This window comes from Streptomyces sp. NPDC055140 (genome assembly GCF_053607285.1).
The window spans coordinates 1-2731 of the sequence record NZ_JBSGTG010000140.1; the positions used below are offsets into that span (position 1 = coordinate 1).

2 protein-coding genes and 1 pseudogene are annotated in these 2731 nt (G+C 66.3%); 2 read left to right on the forward strand and 1 reads right to left on the reverse strand.

From position 1 onward, the window contains the following. Positions 1-291 precede the first annotated feature (291 nt). Positions 292-1245: a phosphotransferase family protein gene (locus ACWFR4_RS48300; protein ID WP_453658297.1), complete on the forward strand. Its 954-nt coding sequence runs from the start codon at positions 292-294 to the stop codon at positions 1243-1245. A 200-nt stretch (positions 1246-1445) separates the two neighbouring features. Here the strand turns inward: ACWFR4_RS48300 and ACWFR4_RS48305 are convergent. After that, a pseudogene (locus ACWFR4_RS48305) lies at positions 1446-2282 on the reverse strand (RNA-guided endonuclease InsQ/TnpB family protein); the annotation flags it as partial. A 69-nt stretch (positions 2283-2351) separates the two neighbouring features. Here ACWFR4_RS48305 and ACWFR4_RS48310 point away from each other — a divergent pair. Continuing rightward, the coding region (locus ACWFR4_RS48310; RefSeq protein WP_453658299.1) for a transposase at positions 2352-2731 on the forward strand (380 nt) is incomplete at its 3' end.

Here is a 2731-nt window from a genome sequence, read left to right on the forward strand (position 1 = left end):
TCCCATTCCGCGTTTGTCAGATCCCCACGACCCATACGGCCAGCCTGACCCCAACTCCCCACTCATGTCAGGAGATCCGAGAAACAGTGCCTAGGTCGCCTGTGGTTCCCGGCAGTGCCACCCTGATTGGTGTTCGTGGAAGTTCGCCGGGCAGGCTTCGGTGCTGGTTTCTGATTACTGGTTTCTGGTTACGGTCTGCCTCGTGCCAGTCGGGGTTCCCGCTGAGCAGCACGGCCATCACCTCCATCAAAACTTTCGCGCGTGTCGCCGTCCGGATGATGAGGTGGCACGGTGACCAACGACGATGAGGTGGCGGCTGTGCGACCGTTGACACTGGCTTGGGTGAGCCGGCACCTGGAGGTCGGCGAACGGATCGTCAGAACTGAGGCGCTGCACGGCGGCATCACTGCCGAAATGCGCAGGCTGACCGTCGGCTCGCTGGACGGAGGCACCCGTGACTTGGTGCTGCGGACCTTCGTCAACGTGGAGCACGCCGAGGACTGGCTGAACAGGGAGGCTGACGCCCTGACCCTGCTCCCGGGGACCGGCGTGCCGGCTCCGGGGCTGGTCGCGGTTGATCCGACCGCCGAACATTGCGAGTATCCATCGCTCCTGATGACACATCTGGCGGGCCGGACGGTCCTCGACGATGAGGGATTGGAGACGCGCGTCCCTCTGCTGGCCCGTCAACTCGTGGCGATCCACGCGTTGCGACCCGCCCAGCGGCCCCGCCAGTATGTGGCGCTGACGACCGCCGACACTGTCGTGACTCCGAAGGGCGCCGACGCGGCGGCATGGGCCGCGGCGATCGATGTGATCCGCAGGCCCGCGCCGACCTATCAAGGGCGATTCCTGCACCGGGACTTCCACCCCGGCAACGTGCTGTTCGACGTGCCGCCCTCAAAGCCGGCAGGTGCCCGGATCACCGGCGTCGTCGACTGGGCGGCTACCTCCTGGGGCCCGGTGGATCTCGATGTGGCGCACTGCTCCACCAATCTCGCGCTGCTGCACGGTCCGGCGTGGGGTCTGCGGTTCGCTGAGGCGTATGAGGAGGCCGGCGGGGAACTGGCCGCGGCCCCGAGCGAGCGGCTGTACTGGCGGGTGCGGGACGGGCTGGCGTTCTCAGAAGAAGTGCGGTTGGTGTCGCAGCCATGGCGGGAGGCAGGGAGGACAGAGCTGACGACACGAGCCGTGGAGGAGCGGCTGGATGCCTATGTCACCGCTCTGATGGACGCGCTGGGCTGAGCCATGGAGGTCCGGGACGCGGCCCCGGCTTCACCGTTCAACCAAGCTTCGTGTTCCTCGCCGACCACGGCGACCTCGACTGCAAGGAGTTTGAAGTTGAGTTGCGCTCCATGCACCGTCAACTTGACTCGGCCCTGAAGGACCGGGCTTGGAGGTAGCGCCCGACTGGCTGCTGGGTGGGCTCCTCCGTCCAGACACCCTTATGGGGTGGCAGGGACGCGTGACTCACGCCCCGCAGTCCACACAGCCTCGCCCTTGCGGGCGATGTTGTGGGAAGCGTTCCGGTCTGCGTGGGCAACGACCCCGCAGTTCCGGCAGGTGAAGCGGGCCTGGCTTGCCCGGTTCTTCTTGTCGATGTGGCCGCACTCGCAGCACTGCTGCGAGGTGTAGGCGGGATCGACGAAGACCACGGGGACGCCGGCCCTGCGGGCCTTGTAGACGATGAAGTCTGCGAGCTGGGCAAAGGCCCAGGAATGGAGTGCGACCCGTTGGGGCTTGCGGAGCCGTACCCTCTGCCGGATTCCCTTGAGTTCTTCCAGGGAGATTCCGGCCGAGGTGCGTTCAGCCTCGGTCACGATCGTCTTGGCGATGATGTGGTTCTGGTTCTTCGCGTGGCGCTGTTCGCGCCGGTTGCGCTTCTTCAACAGCCGCTTGGCGGACTTGGTGCCCTTGGCCTGGAGTTTCCTGCGCAGGTCGAGTTGCCGCTTGCGGTGGCGGTTCAGGCCGCGCCCGGCAGTTTTGTGGCCGGTGGATGTGGTGGCGATGTTGGCGATTCCAAGGTCTACGCCGATGAAGTGGCCGGGCTTGTACTGCTCGGCCTCGGGAACGTCGCAGGTCGCGATCAGGTAGAACACGCCGTCGCGTTCGATCAGGTCCGATTCGCCCTGCCGGTGGTCCCGGAGCGTCTTGAGTGCGTCAGACGAGCAGGCGAAGCGGACGTTCTTGATGCGCCCGGAGGTTGTCCAGATGCTCACCGTCTGCGCGTCGTACTGCCAGCTCAAACACCGGTCGTCATACGGTTGCGCGGCCTCGGGCCTAAGAACTCCTAACGAAATGATCTTTGAGGTGGTTGGATCGGTCCGGGACTGATGATCCGGGGGTGCGGGGTGGCTCGGCCGAAGCCGTGGGAAGTCGACGACGACTTGTGGGCGGTGGTCGAGCCGTTGCTGCCGAAGGTGGAACGGCGAGCACGGCATCCCGGCCGCAAGCGGCATCCGGACCGGCTGGTGTTCCAGGGCATCCTGTTCGTGCTGCACACCGGGATTGCCTGGGAACACCTGCCGCAGGAGCTCGGCTTCGGGTCGGGCATGACGTGCTGGCGGCGCCTGGCCGAGTGGACGGAGGCCGGTGTGTGGCCGCGGCTGCACGAGGTCCTCCTCGCGAAGCTGCGGGGCGCGAACGCCCTGGACTTCTCCCGGGTTGCGGTCGACGGCTCCCACATCCCGGCGTTAAAGGGGGCCCCAGGGCCAGACGAAGCACTGTCGAC